Here is a 17876-nt window from a genome sequence, read left to right as displayed (position 1 = left end):
TCCCGAATCCCGCTTACCCCGCGTGGGCCACGTGCGTCGTCGTCAGCATGGGAAACCGTACGTGGATGGCCTCGCGGATCTGTGGCAGATCCAGTCCGGCCATGCTCAGCACTTCCTCGCGGCTGCCGTGTTCCAGATAGACGTCTGGAAGGCCGAGGTGGAGGATCGGCAGGGTGATGCCGTTGGCCGCAAGGCACTCGGCCACGGCTGAGCCGGCGCCGCCGGCGACGGCGTTGTCTTCCAGTGTGACGAAGCCTTCGTGGGTCTTGGCCAGTTCCAGGATCATCGCCTCGTCCAATGGCTTCACGAAGCGCATGTTGACCAGGGTGGCATCCAGTTCGGCGGCGATCACCGCCGCCGGCTCCAGCATCGCGCCGAAGCTGAGCAGGGCCAGGCCGTGGCCGCGGCGACGCCGTTGCGCCTTGCCGATGGGCAGGGTTTCCAGCTCGTGATGAATCGCCACGCCGGAGCCTACGCCGCGCGGATAACGCACGGCCGCGGGGCCGGGATGCTGGTACGCCGTGGTCAGCATCATGCGGCATTCGTTCTCGTCGGCCGGCGCCATGATGACCATGTGCGGCAGGCAACGCAGGAAGGTGAGATCGAAGCTGCCTGCGTGGGTGGCGCCATCGGGGCCGACCACGCCGGCGCGGTCGATGGCGAAGGTCACGTCCAGGTTCTGCAGCGCCACGTCGTGGATCGCCTGGTCGTAGGCGCGTTGCAGGAAGGTGGAGTAGATCGCCACGACGGGTTTGGCGCCTTCGCAGGCCATGCCCGCGGCCAGCGTCACCGCGTGCTGCTCGGCGATCGCCACGTCGAAATAGCGCTGCGGGTATTCCTTCGAGAAACGCACCAGGCCCGAGCCTTCGCGCATCGCGGGGGTGATCGCCAGCAGGCGCGAATCGGCCGCCGCCATGTCGCACAGCCAGTCGCCGAAGATGTCGGTGTAGGTGGGCCTGGTCGCCGCCTTCTTGGTCAGCCCGGCCTGCGGATCGAACGGCCCCACCGCGTGGTATTTGATCTGCGCCTCTTCGGCGGGCGCGTAGCCCTTGCCCTTGGTGGTGACCACGTGCAGCAGTTGCGGGCCGGGCAGTTGCTTGACCGTGCGCAGCGCCTGCAGCAGCTGCGGCATGTTGTGGCCGTCGATCGGGCCGGTGTAGTGGAAACCCAGCTCCTCGAACAGCGTGCTGGGCACGAACATGCCCTTGGCGTGCTCCTCCCAGTTCTTGAACAGGCGCCCGAAGAACGACTGCTTCGGGATCGCCCGCTTGGCCCGCTCGCGCCATTCGTTGAGCCGCTGGCTGGCCATGGCGCGGGCCATCATCTTGGTCAGCGCGCCCACGTTCTCACTGATCGACATGCCGTTGTCGTTGAACACCACCAGCATGTCCGGCTCGACATCGCCGCCGTGGTTGAGCGCCTCGAACGCCATGCCGGCGGTCATCGCGCCGTCGCCGATCACGGCCACCACCTTGCGATGGTCACCCTGGCGCTGCGCCGCGATGGCCATGCCCAGCGCGGCCGAGATCGAGGTGGACGAATGGCCCACGCCGAAGCTGTCGTATTCGCTCTCGGCGCGGCGCGGGAACGGCGCCAGGCCATCCTTCTTCTTGATCGTGGTGATGCGGTCGCGGCGGCCGGTGAGGATCTTGTGCGGGTAGCACTGGTGGCCCACGTCCCACACCAGCCGGTCATGCGGCGTGTCGAACACGCGGTGCAGGGCCACGGTCAGTTCCACCACACCCAGGCCGGCGCCGAAGTGGCCGCCCGAGCTGGCGACCGATTCGATCAGGTACTGGCGCAGTTCGTCCGCCACGACGGGCAGCTCGTCGTCGGCCACGCGGCGCAGATCCGCCGGGGTCTCGATCGCGGCGAGATGGGGGTAACGGGAAAGGTCGTTCATCGGCGTATTGTTGGGCTAGCGGCGAAGTGGGGCAAGCGTGGAGCCGTGAAATCCCCGGTGCGAAGGTGCTCCGCCTGCACGTTTGGCACACGATCGTCACGGCAAGCTGGCGCCGATCCAGGCACCGGTAATCGAACCATGAGCAAAGTTTCGCAATCTTTCCGTCGTTTTGCCGAGTCCACGGCGCGTTATTCAGGCAAACCGGGCGCTTTCCTGCTCGCCGCCGGCATGATCGTGGTGTGGGCGGCTACGGGGCCGCTGTTTGGCTTTGGCGACACCTGGCAACTGGTGATCAATACCGGCACCACCATCATCACGTTCATGATGGTGTTCCTGATCCAGAACAGCCAGAACCGCGACAGCGCGGCGCTGCAGATCAAGCTGGACGAGCTGATTCGCGCCACCGCCGCGCACAACGGCCTGCTGGACGTGGAAAACCTGGACGAGGACACGCTGGAACGCATCCGCGAGAACTACAGCAAGCTGGCCGCGCGGAGGAAGGAGGAAGCCACCCGATCGCGCGAAGGAAAAAAAGTGGAGGTGGAGCAGGAACAGACGGAAGCCTGCGAAGAGATGAAGGAGATCGATCGCGAGTTGCGCGAGCAGCGTCAGGCCGCCGAAGAGGAAAAGAAGGCCGCCGAAGCCGCCGCCGAAGAGAAACCAGCCAGCTAGCCAGCTGGCACCTCGGCTACCGGACCGTCATGCCGCGTTCGCCTCCACCATCAACCCGCGCCGGCTGCGCGGCAGGTGGCTGACCAGAAACTCCATCTGGTCGGCCAGGATGTTGCGGTTGGACAGGATCAGGTGCTCCACCCAGCTGGGCCGGTATGGCACCGCCAGCAGCGGCATGTTGGCCTGCTGTGGCGTGCGGTTGCTCTTTTTCAGGTTGCAGGCCACGCAGGCGCTGACCACGTTCTCCCATTCGTCCTTGCCCTGGCGCGACAGCGGCAGCACGTGGTCGCGGGTGAGTTCGGCACGGGTGAAGTGGTTGCCGCAGTACAGGCACAGGTGGCGGTCGCGGGCGAACAGGGCGGTATTGGTCAACGCCGGCGCCGGGTCCACCGCGTGGTCGCGGCAGTGGCCGGTGCTGGCGACGATCGGATGCAGGTGCAGCAGGCTCTGCGCGCCGCGCACGCGGTTGATGCCGCCATGCACGGTGAGGCAGGGATCGCCCAGGGTCCAGGCCACGGCCTCGCGGACGTACAGGCAGACGGCGTCCTGCCAGCTGATCCAGTCCAGGATGCGGCCGGATACATCCAGCGACAGCACCCGGGTTGCCTGGAGATCAGGCTGATTCGTTACTTCCATCAGCATGTACGGATTCCTTCAGCGGTAGCGAAAGAGCGTTTGCGCGATGCAGTCGGCAGCCAGCATAGACCAAATGCCCCTTCCATCGCGTGCAAGCCACTGTCTCTACAAGGGCTTGCCGCGATTCCCGACGTGCATCGGCGCTGATATAGTTGCCCATCAACACAGACCCCGACGCCGGGTTTGGTAGGGGGCGCTTCGGTGGCGACCCCGGCACGGCGGGGTAGAGGTAAGTAACGTGGCTGAAATCCTTTTCTACGAGCGTCCAGTTCCGCTCAATCGCAACGAACACAAGAATCTGCGGCTGAAACCGCTTGAGAGCCTGAAATTCGCGCTCAACGCGCATTCGGTGCCCCTGACCGGTGCCGAATTCGCCGTGGCCGCGCGCGACCTGATGATCGTGTTCGGCGGCAAGACCATTGCCGAGGCCGGCCCGATGGCGGTGCTGGGCCTGCGCGAGAACGAAAACCTCTATGTGGACGCCGAGGGCAAGTGGGAGAGGGACACCTACATCCCCGCGTTCGTGCGCCGCTACCCGTTCGTGCTGGCCGAGAAGCCGGCCGGCACCGAGGGCGATGATTTCACCGTGTTCCTGGATGAGGCCTACAGCGGCTTCAACCCCAGCGAAGGCGAGCGCCTGTTCCAGGAAGACGGCACCAACAGCGAGATGCTGACCAAGGCGATCGGCTTCCTGGGCGAGTTCCAGGACCAGGTGTCGCGTACCAAGTGGTTCATGGAGCAGCTCGTCAAGCACGACCTGCTGGAGTCGCGCAGCCTGCGGCTGGAGAAGGGCGGCAAGACGATCAACCTCAACGGCCTGTTCATGGTCAACGAGGACAAGCTGCGCGCGCTGGACGCCACCGTCACGCAGGAGCTGCTGGTCAGCGGCGCGATGGGCTGGATCTACGCGCACCTGCTTTCGCTGATCAATATCGATCGCGTGGCCCAGCGCCTGAGCCAGCGCGAGCTGACCGAAGCGGCCAACAAGACCACCAACTGAGCGACCCGCGCCCCCACGACCCACGGGGACGGGACGGGCCTTCGCTTCCCCCGCTTGCGGGGGAAGCTGCCCGCAGGGCTGAAGGGGGCGCTCTTTGGTTGTTGTGAAAGCCAACAGCAGCGCAGCTTTGCCGCGCCCCCCATCCGCCTTCGGCACCTTCCCCCGCAAGCGGGGGAAGGAACAGCGGGTTTTCGCTTCCCCCCGCGCAGCGAGGGAAGGAGCGGGCTTTTGCTTCCCCCGCTCGGGGGGAATGATCGGCTGCGTTGTCGGGTAGCCGCTCAGCCCACGGGCTTGGCCAGCCGCAACAGGTCCGTGGCATAGCCCGCCGCCGCATACAGCGCCCGCGCGCGCTCGTTGCCGGGGAAAACGGCCAGCGTCAGCAGCCGGCAATCGTGTTCCGCCGCCCACGTTTCGGCATGCGCAAGCAAGGCCTTGCCCACGCCCGTGCCCTCATGCGTCGAGGCGACGGCCAGATCCGAAATGTGGCAGTTGCTGAAACCGGTGAAGAAATCCACCGTACGTTGCAGGTGGATGAACCCGGCCCGCTCGCCGTCGGCATCCTCGGCCACGAACAGGTAGCTGTTGGGTGGCTGGTCGTCCAGATGCCGCAACAGGTCGCGCCGGATCCCGCCGATGCATGCTTCCCTGCGCCGCCACGGCGGCAGCGTGAAATTCACGAAGCGGGTGACCTGCGCAAGGATGAAATCACCGTCTTCCTCTTCGGCCAGGCGGATCAGCAGGCTGGTGTCGGTCATGGGTCCATCAGGCGGGACTGAAGCTGTCGTTTCTACACCTTGCCGCCGCGGCGCGGTAGCCCGAACGGTGTGGGTTATCTTGAAAAGGCCGCTGCCGCGACGGATCGTGCGGTGAATCACCGAAACCCACCAGCCAGGGAGCTCTTCATGTCGACCACCCGCCGCCTCCACATCAAGCCCGAAGCCGACACGGCGTTTTCGCAGGGCCTGGATGACATCCAGCGCGACCTGAAACTGCCGTCGGCGTTTCCACCTGAGGTGGAGGCGGCCGCGGTTGCCGCCGCGGCCCAGCCGCGCTGGCCGGCGCTGGATCGCAGCGAGATCGCCTTGGTCACCATCGACCCGGCAGGTGCGATGGATCTGGACCAGGCCATGTATGTGGAGCGCACCGAGGGCGGCTACCGCGTGTACTACGCGATTGCCGATGTGGCCGCCTTTGTCAGCGCGGGCGACCCCATCGATCTGGAAGCGCACCGGCGCGGCGAAACGTTGTATGGAGGCCAGACGAAGATTCCGTTGCACCCCAAGGTGTTGTCTGAGGACGCCGCGTCGCTGCTGCCGGATCAGCTGCGCCCCGCATTGCTGTGGACGATCGAGCTGGACCACACCGGCGAGGGCATCGCCGTCGACGTGCGGCGAGCCAAGGTGCGCAGTCGGGCGAAGCTCGACTACGACGGCGTGCAGAAGCTCATCGATGCGGGCACGACCGACCCGATGTGGGCGGTGCTGCGCGAAATCGGCGAGCTGCGCCGCCGGCGCGAGGTTTCCCGTGGCGGCGTCAGCCTGCCGCTGCCGGAGCAGGAGGTGGGCGTGGTGGACGGTCGATGGGAGCTGGCCTTTCGCGCGCGCCTGCCGCTGGAGGACTGGAACGAGCAGATCTCGCTGCTGACCGGCATGGCTGCCGCGCATCTGATGGTGCAGGCCGGGGTCGGCATCCTGCGCACGCTGCCGCCGCCCGATCCGCGCTCGATCGAACGCCTGCGCGTGACGGCGCGGGCGCTGGCCATCGACTGGCCGGCCGCGCTCGATTACCCCGGCTTCATCCGCTCGCTGGACCCGACCAAAAGCCTGCATGTGGCGATGCTCACCGCCTGCACCAGCGTGCTGCGCGGGGCTGGCTACGCCGCCTTCAACGGCACACTGCCGGAGCAGTCGATGCATTCGGCGCTGGCCGCGCAATACACCCACGCCACCGCACCGCTGCGGCGGCTGGTGGATCGGTACACCGGCGAGATCTGCGTGGCCTTGTGCGCGGGGCAACCCGTGCCGGCATGGGTGCTGGCGGCGCTGCCAGGGTTGCCGACCACCATGCAGTCCTGCGGTCATCGCGCCGGCCAGTACGAAAGCGCGGTGCTCAACCTGGCCGAGGCGGTGGTGCTGGCGTCGCGGGTGGGTGAAGTTTTTCCGGGAGCCATCGTGGAGGTGGATCACGAGGACCCGCACAAGGGCACGGTCATCGTGCGCGAACCGGCGATCGAGGCTGGCGTTTCCGGTACCGGCGCGCTGCCACTCGGTGCCGACGTCAAGGTGAGCCTGGTCGAGGCCGATCCGGTCAGGCGGGTGACGCGTTTCGCGTTGAACGGCTGAGCAAGACGCCGGGCTCGATCACGGCGTGCGTTCGCGGATGGCCCGCGAGAAGTCGTCCGTCGCTCGCGTGCTTCTCGCCCGCTCGGTGATCCGGCTGCGTTCGCGCAAGACATCCACCGGCACGCTGCGATCCACCGCACCGACCTTGTGCAGATATCCCGGCAGGTAGCCGGTGAGCAGCAGGCGGATGTCCCACGGCAGGCCCGGCGCGATCTGACGGGCCATGTGGTAGACGATCGTGGTGCAGTTGGAGGTGAGCGTGTTGTAGAACGCCGGCGTCGTTGCCAGGTGGTTGGCGGCGCGCACGTAGGACAGGAACAGCGCACGCATCGCGGGCTTGTCCATGCGCAGCGGGTAGAGGTAATCGTCCTCGCCGCGCACGTTGGTGCGCACGCGGATGATGTCGTGTTCGTCGGCGGCCACCAGGGTGGTCTCGAACTGCTTGAAGAAACCACCGATCGGCGAGTACTGCTCGTGGCGCTCACGGCGGATTTCCACCGAGAACACCACGTGGCGACCGTCGTCGAAGCCGAACGAGATCATCGCGTGGGCGATCGCCTGGCTGCCCCAGTACGACAGCACGGCGTCGGCGCTGGCGAGGTGGTCCAGGTCGTAGCGGCGGGTTTCCCAATGCGCGTCGTAGTCGGTGTTGCTGCGCCAGGCGAAGTCGCGCACGTTGTGCAACACCACCTGGTTGCCCTCGATGCGGCCGGTGAGCGGGCGCGAGACATCGTCGGCCCAGTCGCGCAGATTGGATGGCGCCATGCTGCTCCACCAGAACAGCAGCAGCGCGTAAAGCGCCAGGTAGATGCCCGCCGGAAGCCAGCTGCGACGGCTGATCGCGATGCCGGCCAGCACGATCACCACCAGCGACCAGGCCACGCTGCCCAGGGTCCTCACCACGGTGCCGCCCGGCAACTGGTACCACAGGGCCAGCGCACCCCACGCGCCCGAGCACAGCGTGGCCAGGGCGAGCAGGCCGACCAGCAGCATCCGCGCGATCATCCTGATTCTCTGCTTCATCACGTCTCGGGCCAGCGATCCATGGCGCCAGCGTGCGGCTTCGGCCGCGGCAAGGCAATCCGTGCCCGCCTCGCGGCTACACTCGGCCGATGAGTGTAGCGATGCAGCTTTCCCTGCCGGTCCGGGGTCGCGTGATGGCGCGTTGCGCCCTCGTCGCGGTGCTGTTGTGCCTCAATGCCTGCGCGATGGTCGAGGTAAGCCGCGTCAAGCACAACGACTACGCCAACGAGCGGCGCGCCGACGTGATCGGTGCCGCCCGCCTCAGCGACGGCACGGTGCAGGCGCTGAATGTGGTGGCGTTGACCACCGACAGTTGCCAGCACGAGTTCGTCGGTTGCACGGACACGGTGGCGCAGTCGCCCGGGCTTACCGACGAGCAGCGGCTTTCGGCCTTGTCCGAGCTGTGGATGGGCCGCGCCATCGACGGTGATCACGCGAACGACAAGACGCCGATGGACGCGGCGACGCTCGACGCGTACCTGGAATCCGCGCGCTACGCCTACGCCTATCTGTTCCACACCGAGCGCCCGCTGGCCGCGCGCGCCTTCGACCTGCGCCAGGTGCAGGTGATCGGCTTCTACAACTACGCCGTGCAGCGCGCGGTGAGCCGCTTCTTCGAGGCGCTGCCGCAGCTGGGTCGGCAATGGACGAAGACCGAGCTGGCCGGCTGGACGGTGTTGCGCGCCGATACCGACCTGCGCCTGGCCGACGACGCGCGGGTGCCGGCCGAACTCATCCCCGCGGCGGGCCTGCGTTTTCGTGGCTTGCGCAATGTCTACCGACGTGACGGTTTCGGCTCGGACTTCGTTGCCGTCGCACCGCCCCAGGCGCCCGGCAATGACGTGGCATGGCGCGATCCGGATTACGTATCGATGACCGGCGCGCTGATCTTCGACGGCGATACGCTGGCCCGGGTGTTGGCGACGCGGCAGGTGCAACTGGTGGTGCGCGACCCGTATCGCGACGACACCCTCACGATCGCCGGCCGCAGCGTTCCGCTGGGCGCCAACTTCACCGCCGCCTATGGCGTGTGGCTGGCGCGCTCGGGCTTCGCCAGCCAGTCGATCCGCTCGCTGCTGGGGCGCGAAGGCGGCATCCAGACCCCGCGCGTGCTGCTGATGCAGCCGTACGATCCGAACCGTCTGGTGGTGGTGATGCTGCACGGCCTGGCCAGCAGCCCGGAGGCGTGGATCAACGTTGCCAACGAAGTGATGGGCGACGAGGCGCTGCGTCGCAACTACCAGGTGTGGGAGGTCTACTACCCGACCAACGCGCCGGTTGCCGTCAATCTCGCCAACATCCGCAAGGCGCTGGACGCCACGCTGCACCACTACGACCCCACCGGCACGGCGCGCGCCTCGCGGGACATGACCCTGATCGGGCACAGCATGGGCGGCGTCATCGCACGGCTGCTGGTGTCCTCCAGCGGCGACAAGCTGTGGGACCTGATTCCGCTGCGGCCGAACCTGCCGGCGGCAAGGCGCGCCCGCTTTCGCGCGCGGCTCAGCCGCTACCTGCAGTTCACCCCGATGCCGCAGGTGGATCGCGCCATCTTCCTCGCCTCGCCGCATCGCGGCACGCCGTATGCGCAGCATCGGCTGGCGCGCTGGATCGGCAACCTGATCCGCCTGCCGGTCGGCGTGCTGAAGGAGATGGCCAGCCTCACCGAACTGATCAAGACCGACGGCGATGAAGGCAACAACGCGCCGCTGCTGCGCATCCCCAACAGCATCGACAACCTCAGTGACACCGACCCCTTCATCATCGCCTCGGCCGGATTGCCGATCTCGCCGCGCGTGCATTACCACACCATCGTGGGCGTCTACAAAAGCAAGGGACCGCTGCAGGACAGCAGCGACGGCGTGGTGCCGTACAAGAGCGCCCATCTCGATGGCGCCGATTCCGAACTGGCCATACCCTCCTGGCACAGCGTGCAGGAAACCCCGGCGGCGATCCTGGAGCTGCGCCGGATTCTCCGGTTGCAGCTGGAGGCGGTGAAGCACACGCCGTAGCGGGCGTCGGGGGTCCGCCCCGGTCGAAAAAAAGCCCGGGATCGCCCCGGGCTTTTGTCATGGCGAATGCCAGCGATGGATCAGTCGATCGCGGGCAGCGTGTCCACGCCGGCTTCGATCGCCGCCTTGTGCATCAGCGTGCGCGGCAGGATGCGGGCGAAGTAGAACGCGGCGGTGTCGCGCTTGGCCTGCTTGAACGCGGCGGATTGATTGCCGGCCTCGGCGGCCGCCACGCTGCGCGCCCACAGGTAGGCGAGGGTGACGTAGCCGGAGTAGTACAGGTAGTCGGTCGCCGCGGCGCCGAGTTCCTCCGGGTTGGCCGCCACGCGCTGGGCCAGGCTCACGGTGAGGTCGCTCCATTCCTTGGTGACAACGGCCAGCGGGCCGATCAGATGGCGCAGCGCCGCGTTGGTGCTTTGCTGCTGGCAGAACGCGCTGATCTCCTGCAGGAAATGCTTTGCGCCCACGCCCTGCAACTGGAGGATCTTGCGGCCCAGCAGGTCGGCGGCCTGAATGCCCGTGGTGCCTTCGTACAAGGTGATGATGCGGGCATCGCGCACGAACTGCTCCATGCCGTTCTCGGCGATGTAGCCGTGGCCGCCGTAGATCTGCAGCGCCTCCTTGGTGCACTCCTGCGCCAGCTCGGTGGTCATGCCCTTGGCGATCGGGATCAGGAACGCCACCAGCTCGCCGGCCTTCTGGCGCACTGCTTCGTCGGTGGAACGATGCTCGATGTCGGTCTGCAACGCGGTGTACAGCACCAGCGCGCGCGAGCCTTCGACGAAGGCGCGCTGGGTCAGCAGCATGCGCCGCACGTCCGGCTGCACCAGCAGGTTGTCGGCCGGCTTGTCGGGGAATTTCGGGCCCGACAGCGAGCGCGACTGCAAGCGTTCGCGGGCGTAGTTGAGACTGTTCTGCAGCGCACGTTCGGCCAGCGCCAGGCCTTGCACACCGACGGAAAGGCGCGCCGCATTCATCATGGTGAACATCGCGGGCAGGCCCTTGTGCGGCTTGCCGATCAGGTAGCCCTCGGCGCCGTCGAAGTTCATCACGCAGGTGGAGCAGGCGTGGATGCCCATCTTGTGCTCGATCGCGCCGGCGGCCACGGTGTTGCGTTCGCCCGGCGTGCCGTCGGCGTTGAGCTTGAACTTCGGCACGATGAACATCGAGATGCCGCGGCTGCCTTCCGGCGCGTCGGGCAGGCGCGCCAGCACCAGGTGCACGATGTTCTCGCTGAGGTCGTGCTCGCCGGCGCTGATGAAGATCTTGGTGCCGCTGATCTTGTAGACGGCGTGGCCGTCGGCGTCCGCCGCAGCGGGTTCCGCGCGGGTTTTCAGCAGGCCCAGGTCGGAGCCGGCCTGCGGTTCGGTGAGGCACATGGTGCCGGTCCAGCGGCCGGCCACGATCGGCTTCATGAAGCGCTCGCGCTGCCATTCCTCGCCGTGCATGGCCATTGCGTGGGTGGCGCCCTCGGACAGCAGCGGGTACAGGCTCCAAGCCAGGTTGCCGGACTGGAAGATCTCGGTTGTGGCGGTGCCGAGCACGCCGGGCAGGGCCTGGCCGCCGTAGATCTCGGGGTTGGTCAGGCCGGTCCAGCCACCTTCGGCGAAGGCCTTGAACGCTTCCTTGAAGCCCTTCGGCGTGGTCACCGTCTGGGTGGCCTTGTCGAAGTGGCAGCCCTCGGCGTCGGCCGGGCCGTTGGTCGGCGCCAGCAGTTGTTCGCTGAGGCGGCCGGCTTCCTCCAGCACCGCGTCCAGCAGGTCGCGGCTGTGGGCGTCGCCGCCGGGCAGCGACAGCAGGGTCTGTTCCGCGTCAAGCACATCGAAAAGCGTGAAGCGCAGGTCATCGAGGGGGGCTTTGTAAGCAGTCATGTCGGTTCCTTGGGAAGAGGGTGCTAGCGGAAGGTGCCGGGCATGCCGGGGACGGGGGACAGCCAGTCCTTGCCGCTGAAATCGAAGTCGCGTGGCGCGTCTTCCTGCTCGGGTTGGGCGCGGGCGCTGCCGCCGATGCGATAGGGCAGCGACCCGCGGCTGCCCTTGGCGGCGACGGCTTGCAGCGTCTGGGTCATCGCCGCCGTGGGCAGGACGTCAAGCTGGATCACGTCGCCGGCAAACGCCGGAATGTCCCGCTTGAAGCTGGCATGCAGCCGGATCGGCATCAACTCGGCCACCTGCATGCTGCCTTCCAGCACGCTGAAATCCATGCTGGAGTAGCTGTTGTTCTGGATGCGCACCGTCAGCTGCCACTGCCCGCCGGGAAGCACCGTCAACTGCTGCACGGTGACCGTCGGCGGAAACACGCTTTTCTTCGGCGGCCCGCAGGCGACCAGCGCCAGGCACAACAGGGCGGGGACGATCCAGCGCAATACGGACATTGCAGATTCTCCAAACGATCGTTTGAACTCTGATTCTAACCATGTTTGGCCGTGCGCACGCCAGTGCGATGTTTATTGGCCAAGCGCAAACAGGCATCATGTTTCTTTTCCCCCGCAGGTTCCATTCCATGCCACGACGTTTCGTCGCCCGCCGTTCTCCCATCCACGGCAATGGCGTTTTCGCTGTCGACACGATTGCCCGGGGCGAGGAAGTCGTCGAGTACAAGGGCAAGTTGCTGACACACGCCGAGGCGGACGCGCTGTATGGCGATGGTGGCGAAACCGGGCACACGTTCCTGTTCACGTTGAACGACGAGTACATCATCGACGCCAACCAGGGCGGCAACAGCGCGCGCTGGATCAACCACAGCTGCGCGCCCAATTGCCGCGCGCTGGTGGAGGAAAATGCCGATGGCGATCGTCGCCGCGACAAGGTGGTGATCGAGGCGCTGCGCAAGATCAAGCCGGGTGAGGAGCTCACCTATGACTACGGCATCGTGCTGGATGCGCCGTATACACCGCGGTTGAAGAAGCTGTGGCAGTGCCTGTGCGGTTCGCCCAAGTGCACCGGGACCTTGCTGAAGCCCAAGCGTCCTCGCGCGGCGTAAAAGACCTTGTAGGAGCGACTTCAGTCGCGATGCTCTTTGCCCGAACTTTTGAGCGAAGCATCGCGACTGAAGTCGCTCCTACAGAAAGACAGTCGGCCACGGACAGCCTCTCGCCTCAATCCTCTTCGACACGCGGCTTCCAGCTCTCCCCGAGCTGCTTCTGCACGGCCGGCGGCACCGCTTCGTAGTGGCTCAGATCAAGGCTGTAGCGGCCGCGGCCGCCGGTCATCGATTTCAGTTCGGTGGGGTAGTCGGTCAGTTCGGCCAGCGGCGCCTGTGCCTTGATCACGCGCTCGCCGCCGCGTTGCGTATCGGTGCCCAGAATGCGCGCGCGCTTGGCGGCCAGCGCGCCGGTGACGTCGCCCACGTGGTGCTCGGGCACGGCCACTTCCACGTTCACGATCGGCTCCAGCACGATCGGTTTGGCCTTGCCCACGGCGTCGATGAACGCCTTGCGCCCGGCGCTGATGAAGGCCACTTCCTTCGAGTCCACGGCGTGGTGTTTGCCGTCGTAAACGGTCACGCGAAGATCCTGCAGCGGGAACCCCGCGATGGCGCCGTGCTCCATCGCCTGGCGCACGCCTTTCTCGATCGCCGGCAGGAACTGGCCGGGGATCACGCCGCCTTTCACTTCGTCGACGAACTCGAAACCGGCGCCGCGCGCCAACGGCTCGACCCGAAGGAACACCTCGCCGAACTGGCCGGCACCGCCGGTCTGTTTCTTGTGCCGGTGATGACCATCCGCGCTGGCGGCGATGGTTTCGCGGTAGGCGATGCGCGGCGGGTGCGTGTCCACCTCCACGTCGTAGCGCTCGCGCATGCGTTCCAGCATCACTTTCAGGTGCAATTCGGAAAGCCCGCGCACCACCGTTTCATTGAGTTCCTTGTGATGCTCCACCCGGAAACAGGGGTCTTCCTCGGCCAGCCGTGTCAGCGCGTTGGACAGCTTCTGCTCGTGGCCCTTGTGCCGCGTCCGCACTGCCAGGCTGAACATCGGTGACGGGAATGCCAGCGGTGCGAGACTGATGGCATCCTCGTCGTGGGAATCGTGCAGCACCGCGTCGAAGTGGATGTCCTCCACTTTCGATACCGCCGCGATGTCGCCCGGAATGGCGTCCTCGATCTCCACATGCGTCTTGCCCTGCAACCGCAGCAGGTGACCGACCTTGAACAGCTTGCGGTTGTCGTCGATCAGCAGCTGGCTGTCGCGGCGCACCGTGCCCTGCCACACGCGGAACACACCCAGCTTGCCCACGAACGGGTCGTTGACGATCTTGAACACGTCGGCGACCACGTGGCCGGCGGGGTCGGCGCTGATGGACAACGGCGTGCCATCGGCGCGCGCGAACGGCGGCGGGTTGCCCTCGGCCGGATTCGGCAGCAGCCGCTCGGCCAGTTCCAGGAATTCGCGTACACCCGCGCCGGTGCGGGCACTGACGAAGCAGATCGGCACCAGATGCCCCTCGCGCAGGCATTGCTCGAACGCGTCGTGCAACTGTTGCGGTGTGAGCGCGGCCTCGCCGGCATCAAGATAGACGTCCATCGTGGTTTCGCTGATCTCCACGACCTGGTCGATGATGCGCTGGTGCGCCTCGGTCAGCGACGAGAAATCCGTGACGCCGTCCTTGTGGAAAAAGCAGTCAAGCACGCGGCTGCCGTGCCCGGCGGGCAGGTTCACCGGCAGGCATTCGGTGCCGAATTCCTGGCGCAACGCATCTACCAGCGCGGCCAGGTCGGCGCCGTCGAAATCGATCTTGTTGATCACCAGCATGCGCGCCAGACCGCGCTGGCGCGCGTGCAGCATCATGCGGCGGGTGCCGTGCTCGATGCCGTTGACGGCGTTGACCACGATCGCCGCGGTTTCCACCGCGGCCAGCGCGGACAGGGTGCCGCCGCGGAAATCGTCGTAGCCGGCGGTGTCGATCAGGTTGAGGTGGCAATCGCCGTGATCGACGCTGGCCACGCAGTTGTCGATGGAATGGCCGCGGGCTTTTTCCTGCGCGTCACTGTCCGAGATGGTATTGCCGCGCTCGATGCTGCCGGGCGACTGGATCGCGCCGCCGGCCAGCAACAAGGCTTCCAGCAGCGTGCTTTTGCCCGCTGCCGCGTGCCCGGTCAAGGCGATGTTGCGGATGTGTTCCGTGGAATGCGACACGATGCGACCCTCCCAGAAAGGGCGTGGCCTCATGGCATAACGGCGCCGCATGAGGCCGCGCTGGCGGCTGACGATGGCGGGCCGTCATGGTCGCGCATCGCCCGCACGCAGCGAGGACGGTCATGGCGGAAGCGGCAGATGCCGCCCGCCTAGACTTGAGCGAAGCGCGGGTCGGGTCAAGCTGCAGTGCAGGGAGGGGCGTGCGGCGCGGCTGCGGAGCGGTCGCGATGCGCGGAAAAACACGCAGTGCCACCGCATCGGTGTGCCCGACTTTCCACGCGGCGGGTTCCTAGCGGAACCTTAACCGGCGACGTGATTGCATTCATCTCCCGATCAGGCCCGCACCATGCAGGGCGGCATATCGTCATCGCCTTTGACCATTTCGCGGGGCCGGAAAGGCCCCGATACGCTGAGCCCTCCCCATCCCCGTGGAATCGCCATGAAACGACCATCACTGCTTTTGCTGGCCGCTGTCCTCCTGAGCGGAATGACCCTGGCGGGAACCGTCGCCGCCGCGACCCTGCTCAACGTTTCCTATGACCCCACCCGCGAGTTGTACCGCGATGTGGACGCCGCTTTCCTGGCGCAATGGAACGCCAGCCACCCGGGCGACAAGGCGGCGATCCGGATGTCCCATGGCGGCTCCGGCAAGCAGGCGCGCTCGGTGGTGGACGGCCTGCCCGCCGACGTGGTGACGCTGGCGCTGGCTTACGACATCGACGCGCTGGCCGATCGCGGCCTGCTGGCCACGGACTGGCAGAAACGGCTGCCCGACAACTCCACGCCGTACACCTCGACCATCGTGTTCCTGGTGCGCAAGGGCAACCCCAAGGGCATCCGCGACTGGGGCGATCTGATCAAGTCGGGCGTGCAGGTGATCACGCCCAACCCGAAAACCTCCGGCGGTGCGCGCTGGAATTTCCTGGCGGCGTGGGGTTATGCGCGCAAGCTGCCCGGCGGCACCGATGACAGCGCAAAGGCTTTCGTGAAGGAGCTGTTCAAGCACGTGCCCGTGCTCGATACCGGCGCCCGCGGCGCCACCAACACCTTCGTGCAGCGCGGCGTGGGCGACGTGTTGCTGGCGTGGGAAAACGAGGCATTCCTGGCGCAGAAGGAGCTGGGCAAGGGCGCCTTCGAGATCGTCGTGCCCTCGATCAGCATCCTGGCCGAACCGCCGGTGGCGGTGGTCGACAGGAACGCGAAGAAGCATGGCACCCAGGCGGTGGCCGAGGCTTACCTGAAGTTTCTCTACACGCCCGCGGCGCAGGAAATCATCGCCAGGAATTTCTACCGGCCGCGGCTGGCCTCGGTGGAGGCCAAGTACGACACGCAGTTTCCGAAGCTGAAATTGTTCACCATCGATGACACTTTCGGCGGTTGGCGTGCGGCGCAGAAGCGCTTCTTCGCCGATGGCGGCGTGTTCGATCAGATCGGCCCGGGCAGCTGACGCATGGGTCGCCAACGACGACGGGTGTTGCCCGGCTTCGGCATCAGCCTGGGCTACGCGCTGACGTATCTTGGGCTGATCGTGCTGTTGCCGCTGGCGGCGCTGGTGTGGAAGGCGTCGGCGCTGGATGTGGATGGTTGGCTGCGACTGCTTTCCGCGCCGCGCACGCTGGCTGCGTTGAAGCTGAGTTTCGGCGGCGCGCTGGTCGCGGCGCTGTTCAACGCAGTGGCCGGTTTGCTGGTGGCCTGGGTGTTGGTGCGCTACCGCTTCCCCGGGCGGCGACTGATCGACGCACTGGTGGATCTGCCGTTCGCCTTGCCCACCGCCGTGGCCGGCATCGCGTTGACGGCGATCTACGCGCCCAACGGCTGGCTCGGGCAATACCTGCTGCCGCTTGGCATCAAGATCGCGTACGCGCCGGCCGGTGTGCTGGTGGCGATGATTTTCGTGGGCTTTCCCTACGTGGTGCGCACGCTGCAGCCGGTGCTTGAAACACTGGATCGCGATGTCGAAGAAGCCGCCGAAAGCCTGGGCGCCACCCGCCTGCAGACCTTCGTGCGGGTGATCGTGCCGGCGCTGTTGCCGACCCTGCTCACCGGCTTTGCACTGGCACTGGCGCGAGCGGTGGGCGAGTACGGCTCGGTGATTTTCATCGCCGGCAACATCCCGCTGCGCTCGGAAATCGCACCGCTGCTGATCGTGCAGAAGCTGGAGCAATTCGACTACGCCGGCGCCGCCGCGCTGGGCACGGTGATGCTCGGCTTCTCGCTGTTGCTGCTGGTGGCCATCGCCCTGCTGCAACGCTGGAGCGGGCGCTGGGCGGAGCGCGGCGCATGAGTGGCCGGCATGCAAGCCGCCCGCTGAGCTGGCGCCATCGCCTGCTGCGTGGCGCGTTGATCGCGCTGGTGATGGCGTTCATGGCCGGGCTGGTGCTGCTGCCGCTGGCGGCGGTGTTCATCGAGGCACTGGGCAAGGGCGTGGCCGCGTTCATGGACGTGCTGGCGCAGCCGGAGACGGTGTCGGCGATCAAGCTGACCTTGCTGGTGGCGATCATCGCGGTGCCGCTGAACCTGGTGTTCGGCGTGGCGGCGGCATGGGCGATGACGCGCTTCGAGTTTCGCGGAAAGGCGCTGCTGGGCGCGTTCATCGACCTGCCGTTTTCGGTATCGCCGGTGGTGGCCGGCCTGGTCTATGTACTGCTGTTTGGCGCGCAGGGATGGTTTGGGCCGTGGCTGTCCGATCACGGCGTCACGATCATTTTCGCAGTGCCCGGGCTGGTGCTGGCGACCGTGTTCATCACCTTGCCGTTCGTGGCGCGCGAGCTGATTTCGCTGATGCAGGCGCAGGGCAGCGAGGAAGAAGAAGCCGCGCGCACGCTGGGCGCCAGCGGCTGGCAGATGTTTTTCCGCGTCACGCTGCCCAACATCCGCTGGGCGCTGCTGTACGGCGTGCTGCTGTGCAATGCGCGGGCGATGGGCGAGTTCGGCGCGGTGTCGGTGGTGTCTGGTCACATCCGCGGCCTGACCACCACGATGCCGCTGGAAGTGGAGATGCGCTACAACGAGTACGACTACATGGGTGCCTTCGCCGTGGCCTCGCTGCTGGGCCTGCTGGCGCTGCTGACGCTGGTGGTGAAGGCGCTGCTGGAATGGCGCTACGGCGACGAACTTGCCGCGCGTGCTACGCGTGGCCATTGAGAAACAA

The 17876-nt window shown here is 66.6% G+C and carries 14 protein-coding genes and 1 pseudogene; 8 read left to right on the top strand and 7 right to left on the bottom strand.

Annotated features, from left to right (window positions below; genetic code table 11):
* Positions 1–13: 13 nt before the first annotated feature.
* Entirely contained in the window at positions 14–1903 is a 1890-nt protein-coding gene (gene dxs / locus ASD68_RS09285; RefSeq protein ID WP_056606006.1) for a 1-deoxy-D-xylulose-5-phosphate synthase, read from the bottom strand.
* A 138-nt stretch (positions 1904–2041) separates the two neighbouring features.
* Between dxs and ASD68_RS09280 the strand changes: the two are divergent.
* Positions 2042–2410 (top strand): annotated as a pseudogene (locus ASD68_RS09280) (low affinity iron permease family protein); the annotation flags it as partial.
* A gap of 192 nt (positions 2411–2602) precedes the next feature.
* On the opposite strand, the gene ASD68_RS09275 reads toward ASD68_RS09280, so the two are convergent.
* Positions 2603–3217: an HNH endonuclease gene (locus ASD68_RS09275; protein WP_056606003.1), complete on the bottom strand. Its 615-nt coding sequence runs from the start codon at positions 3215–3217 to the stop codon at positions 2603–2605.
* A 232-nt stretch (positions 3218–3449) separates the two neighbouring features.
* On the opposite strand from ASD68_RS09275, the gene ASD68_RS09270 reads away from it, so the two are divergent.
* A complete protein-coding gene (locus tag ASD68_RS09270) occupies positions 3450–4211 on the top strand; it encodes a SapC family protein (protein ID WP_056082053.1) in 762 nt (253 codons plus the stop codon).
* Between the two features lie 278 nt (positions 4212–4489).
* On the opposite strand, the gene ASD68_RS09265 is transcribed toward ASD68_RS09270, so the two are convergent.
* Entirely contained in the window at positions 4490–4966 is a 477-nt protein-coding gene (locus tag ASD68_RS09265) for a GNAT family N-acetyltransferase (RefSeq protein WP_056082050.1), read from the bottom strand.
* Positions 4967–5113: 147 nt separating this feature from the next.
* Between ASD68_RS09265 and ASD68_RS09260 the strand changes: the two genes are divergently transcribed.
* Positions 5114–6553, top strand: a complete 1440-nt coding sequence (locus tag ASD68_RS09260) for an RNB domain-containing ribonuclease (protein WP_056606001.1) — start codon at positions 5114–5116, stop codon at positions 6551–6553.
* 18 nt (positions 6554–6571) lie between these two features.
* Here ASD68_RS09260 and ASD68_RS09255 read toward each other — a convergent pair whose 3' ends face one another.
* A complete protein-coding gene (locus ASD68_RS09255; RefSeq protein WP_235578702.1) occupies positions 6572–7576 on the bottom strand; it encodes a DUF4105 domain-containing protein in 1005 nt (334 codons plus the stop codon).
* Between the two features lie 101 nt (positions 7577–7677).
* Here ASD68_RS09255 and ASD68_RS09250 point away from each other — a divergent pair, with 101 nt between their 5' ends.
* Positions 7678–9588: an alpha/beta fold hydrolase gene (locus ASD68_RS09250; protein WP_156458372.1), complete on the top strand. Its 1911-nt coding sequence runs from the start codon at positions 7678–7680 to the stop codon at positions 9586–9588.
* An 80-nt stretch (positions 9589–9668) separates the two neighbouring features.
* Here ASD68_RS09250 and ASD68_RS09245 read toward each other — a convergent pair whose 3' ends face one another.
* On the bottom strand, positions 9669–11459 hold the full coding sequence (locus tag ASD68_RS09245; RefSeq protein WP_056605993.1) for an acyl-CoA dehydrogenase C-terminal domain-containing protein: 1791 nt from the start codon (positions 11457–11459) through the stop codon (positions 9669–9671).
* Between the two features lie 23 nt (positions 11460–11482).
* Positions 11483–11962, bottom strand: coding sequence for a hypothetical protein (locus ASD68_RS09240; protein ID WP_056082035.1), 480 nt, complete (start codon positions 11960–11962; stop codon positions 11483–11485).
* 128 nt (positions 11963–12090) lie between these two features.
* On the opposite strand from ASD68_RS09240, the gene ASD68_RS09235 reads away from it, so the two are divergent.
* The gene (locus ASD68_RS09235; protein ID WP_056082029.1) at positions 12091–12570 is read left to right on the top strand and encodes an SET domain-containing protein-lysine N-methyltransferase; all 480 of its coding nucleotides are present in this window, start codon (positions 12091–12093) and stop codon (positions 12568–12570) included.
* Between the two features lie 115 nt (positions 12571–12685).
* Here the strand turns inward: ASD68_RS09235 and fusA are convergent, their stop codons facing one another.
* Positions 12686–14725 carry an elongation factor G gene (gene fusA, locus ASD68_RS09230; RefSeq protein WP_056607435.1) on the bottom strand — a complete coding sequence of 680 codons (2040 nt, stop codon included), beginning with the start codon at positions 14723–14725 and terminating at the stop codon, positions 12686–12688.
* Positions 14726–15164: 439 nt separating this feature from the next.
* Between fusA and ASD68_RS09225 the strand changes: the two genes are divergently transcribed.
* From ASD68_RS09225 to cysW, 3 genes are read left to right on the top strand one after another with little or no spacing between them, the layout of a single operon-like run.
* Positions 15165–16172: a sulfate ABC transporter substrate-binding protein gene (locus ASD68_RS09225; protein WP_056605990.1), complete on the top strand. Its 1008-nt coding sequence runs from the start codon at positions 15165–15167 to the stop codon at positions 16170–16172.
* A 3-nt stretch (positions 16173–16175) separates the two neighbouring features.
* On the top strand, positions 16176–17009 hold the full coding sequence (cysT, locus tag ASD68_RS09220; protein ID WP_056605986.1) for a sulfate ABC transporter permease subunit CysT: 834 nt from the start codon (positions 16176–16178) through the stop codon (positions 17007–17009).
* Positions 17006–17869, top strand: a complete 864-nt coding sequence (cysW, locus tag ASD68_RS09215; protein WP_056605983.1) for a sulfate ABC transporter permease subunit CysW — start codon at positions 17006–17008, stop codon at positions 17867–17869. The genes cysT and cysW overlap by 4 nt, the downstream gene beginning before the upstream one ends.
* Positions 17870–17876 lie beyond the last annotated feature (7 nt).

The organism is Rhodanobacter sp. Root627 (genome assembly GCF_001427835.1).
Classification (GTDB): domain Bacteria; phylum Pseudomonadota; class Gammaproteobacteria; order Xanthomonadales; family Rhodanobacteraceae; genus Rhodanobacter; species Rhodanobacter ginsenosidimutans.
Note: the sequence above shows the minus strand (reverse complement) of the source record. Positions and strands in the feature narration are given on the sequence as shown.

Coding starts and splice junctions, on each gene's coding strand:
- ASD68_RS09250 (WP_156458372.1), top strand. CDS start 7,678: ATGCAGCTTTCCCTGCCGGTCCGGGGTCGCGTGATGGCGCGTTGCGCC.
- ASD68_RS09235 (WP_056082029.1), top strand. CDS start 12,091: ATGCCACGACGTTTCGTCGCCCGCCGTTCTCCCATCCACGGCAATGGC.
- ASD68_RS09240 (WP_056082035.1), bottom strand. CDS start 11,962: ATGTCCGTATTGCGCTGGATCGTCCCCGCCCTGTTGTGCCTGGCGCTG.
- ASD68_RS09260 (WP_056606001.1), top strand. CDS start 5,114: ATGTCGACCACCCGCCGCCTCCACATCAAGCCCGAAGCCGACACGGCG.
- ASD68_RS09275 (WP_056606003.1), bottom strand. CDS start 3,217: ATGCTGATGGAAGTAACGAATCAGCCTGATCTCCAGGCAACCCGGGTG.
- cysW (WP_056605983.1), top strand. CDS start 17,006: ATGAGTGGCCGGCATGCAAGCCGCCCGCTGAGCTGGCGCCATCGCCTG.
- ASD68_RS09245 (WP_056605993.1), bottom strand. CDS start 11,459: ATGACTGCTTACAAAGCCCCCCTCGATGACCTGCGCTTCACGCTTTTC.
- dxs (WP_056606006.1), bottom strand. CDS start 1,903: ATGAACGACCTTTCCCGTTACCCCCATCTCGCCGCGATCGAGACCCCG.
- ASD68_RS09255 (WP_235578702.1), bottom strand. CDS start 7,576: ATGAAGCAGAGAATCAGGATGATCGCGCGGATGCTGCTGGTCGGCCTG.
- ASD68_RS09225 (WP_056605990.1), top strand. CDS start 15,165: ATGAAACGACCATCACTGCTTTTGCTGGCCGCTGTCCTCCTGAGCGGA.
- cysT (WP_056605986.1), top strand. CDS start 16,176: ATGGGTCGCCAACGACGACGGGTGTTGCCCGGCTTCGGCATCAGCCTG.
- ASD68_RS09265 (WP_056082050.1), bottom strand. CDS start 4,966: ATGACCGACACCAGCCTGCTGATCCGCCTGGCCGAAGAGGAAGACGGT.